Origin of the sequence: Streptomyces sp. WELS2, assembly GCF_013870595.1 — a bacterium.
Classification (GTDB): domain Bacteria; phylum Actinomycetota; class Actinomycetes; order Streptomycetales; family Streptomycetaceae; genus Streptomyces.
The window spans coordinates 1-2,714 of sequence record NZ_JACBWZ010000817.1; the positions used below are offsets into that span (position 1 = coordinate 1).

Annotated in this window: 3 protein-coding genes; 1 reads left to right on the forward strand and 2 read right to left on the reverse strand. The window is 72.5% G+C overall.

Annotated features, from left to right (window positions below):
- Together H5J33_RS30265 and H5J33_RS30270 are read right to left on the reverse strand one after the other, a co-directional pair.
- The coding region (locus tag H5J33_RS30265; protein ID WP_181797974.1) for a universal stress protein at positions 1–432 on the reverse strand (432 nt) is incomplete at its 3' end.
- A 116-nt stretch (positions 433–548) separates the two neighbouring features.
- Entirely contained in the window at positions 549–791 is a 243-nt protein-coding gene (locus H5J33_RS30270; protein ID WP_181797975.1) for a DUF397 domain-containing protein, read from the reverse strand.
- Between the two features lie 332 nt (positions 792–1,123).
- On the opposite strand from H5J33_RS30270, the gene paaK reads away from it, so the two are divergent.
- Entirely contained in the window at positions 1,124–2,428 is a 1,305-nt protein-coding gene (paaK, locus tag H5J33_RS30275; RefSeq protein WP_181797976.1) for a phenylacetate--CoA ligase PaaK, read from the forward strand.
- Positions 2,429–2,714: the final 286 nt, after the last annotated feature.

Consider the following 2,714-nt stretch of genomic DNA (forward strand, 5'->3'; position numbering starts at 1 on the left):
TGCTGCTTCGTCACGGTGTTGGAGGGCGCGAGGCTGAGGAACACCATCAGCAGGGGCGGCGGCGAGGCCGTTGGAGCCGAGCAGCAGGCTCGCGAAGCCGCCGCGGCCCCGGGAGCCGAGGACCAACAGCTGTGCGTCGTCGCCCAGTCGGGGCAGGACGGCGCCGGGTACGCCCTCCAGGGCGACGTACTCCACGGCTGGTTCCCCGGCGTGGTCCCCGAGCCGGGTGCGCACCTCGTCGAGCACCGGGGCGCCCTCGGTGTCGGACGGTCCGGCGACCAGTGCCCCCGCCTGGCCCCAGGCGGCGTACTGCCGTACGTGCACCACACGCAGCGGTGCCGCGCGGCGGCGGGCGGCGTCCAGGGCCCAGTCCAGGGCGCGCAGGCTGTCCGCGGAACCGTCGACCGCTGCGATGACCGGCGCGGCGTTCATCCTTCTCACCTCCGGAACACGACCTTCCCCTTGCCGGGGCCAGCCTGGCTCAGGTCCGGCCCCCACGGGGGTCCTGCCGGTCGCGTGTCCGGAAATCCGGGGGTGACACCCCCGGTTCAGGTGAGATCGAACTCGCCTTCGCGCGCGCCGGAGACGAAGGCGCCCCATTCCGCCGGGGTGAAGATCAGGGACGGGCTCTCCGGCCGGCCGCTGTTGCGCATCGCGATGAAGCCCTCGACGAAGGCGATCTGGACATCGCCCAGCCCTCGGCTGCTGGACTGCCACTCGGCGTTGCTGAGGTCCAGCTCCGGCTTGTCCCAGCCCGCGAGCGGCTTGTGCTGGGTGGTGCTCTCGGCCACGTCCGTGCTCCTCCCGGTTCGTCGTCCGCGGGTCAGCCTAGCGACCGGTCGCTACGGCGGACAGGGCACGCGAGGGCGATCTTTGCGGCGCAGCGGCCCCGGAGGCGCCCGGCCGGGCCGTCAGGGATCGGGGGCCCGCGCCGACGAGCCCCCTGGCGGGGGATGCGTGCCAGGAGAACGGCACGCGGATGCCGGCGGTGTCGATGTCCCGCGCGGGAAAATCCCGCAGACCTCTTGCCCGGGGGCCCGGTGGCCTGGATAACTTGCCACAGCAGCGACGACCGAATGATCGGTCGTCCGGAATGTGTGGCTGGTCGAGGAGAACGCTTCCGATGACGCATGCGGCGGATCCGCTCGACGCGGGCGAACGGCTCGGGACCGAGGAACTGCGGGCGCTCCAGCTGGAGCGGCTGCGCGCCTCGCTGCGGCACGCGTACGAGCACGTGCCGTTCCACCGGGAGTCCTTCGACAGGGCCGGCGTGCGCCCGGAGGACTGCCGTACGCTCGCCGACCTGGCCCGCTTCCCCTTCACGACCAAGGCCGACCTGCGGGCGAACTACCCGTACGGCATGTTCGCCGTCCCCCGGGAGCGGATCCGCCGACTGCACGCCTCCAGCGGTACCACGGGAGCGCCCACGGTGGTCGGCTACACCGACCGTGACCTCTCCACGTGGGCCGACCTGGTGGCGCGGTCCCTCCGGGCGGCCGGCGCCCGGCCCGGCGACGTCGTTCATGTGGCCTACGGCTATGGGCTGTTCACCGGTGGCCTGGGCGCCCACTACGGTGCCGAGCGCCTGGGCTGTACGGTCGTCCCCGCGTCCGGCGGCATGACGGCCCGGCAGGTGCGGCTGATCCTGGATCTGGAGCCGTCCGTCATCATGGTGACCCCCTCCTACATGCTCACGCTGCTGGACGAGTTCGAACGGCAGGGCGTGGACCCGCGCGGCACCTCGCTGCGGGTGGGTGTCTTCGGGGCCGAACCGTGGACCGAGCCGATGCGGCGGGAGATCGAGGAGCGGTTCGGGATCGACGCCGTCGACATCTACGGGCTGTCCGAGGTGATCGGCCCCGGAGTCGCCCAGGAGTGCGCGGAGACCAAGGACGGGCTCCATGTGTGGGAGGACCACTTCTACCCGGAGATCGTGGATCCGGTCACCGGCGAGGTGCTGCCGGAGGGCGAGCGGGGCGAGCTGGTGTTCACCTCGCTGACCAAGGAGGCCATGCCGGTCGTCCGGTACCGGACGCGGGATCTGACGCGGCTGCTGCCCGGCACGGCCCGGGTGTTCCGGCGGATGGAGAAGATCACCGGGCGCAGCGACGACATGGTGATCCTGCGCGGGGTGAATCTCTTCCCGACCCAGATCGAGGAGATCGTGCTGCGCACGCCCGGGGTGGCGCCGCACTTCCAGCTGCGCCTGACCCGGGAGGGCCGCCTCGACGCCCTGACCGTCCGGGCCGAGGCGCGCCCGGACGCTCCGCCGGAGGTGCGGGAGGCGGCGGCCCGGTCCATCGTCGCGGCGGTCAAGGACGGCATCGGGGTATCGGTCCGGGCGGAGATCGTGGAACCGGAGTCGCTGGAGCGGTCGGTGGGCAAGATCCGCCGGATCGTGGACCTGCGGCCCGGGCGGGAGGGGTGACGGGGAGCCGGCATCCGGGAGTCAGGAGCGACCGGAGGCGCGCACAGCGGGTGACTCGTCGTGGCTCCGGCCTCATGGCACCTTGCCCGGCCGGGTCACACGGCACCCGGTGAATCCGGCTCCACGGCACCGTCCTCGCTCGGGCTGCACCGCGCCTGGCTCGGTCCGGCTTCACCGCACCGCACTCGATCCGGTTTCACGGCACCTGCTCGGTGTCGCCGGGTCCTCGGCCGGGCCACGGGGGCGAAGTACGTGGAGACGAGCGTCTCCCGGCAGAACAAGGCGA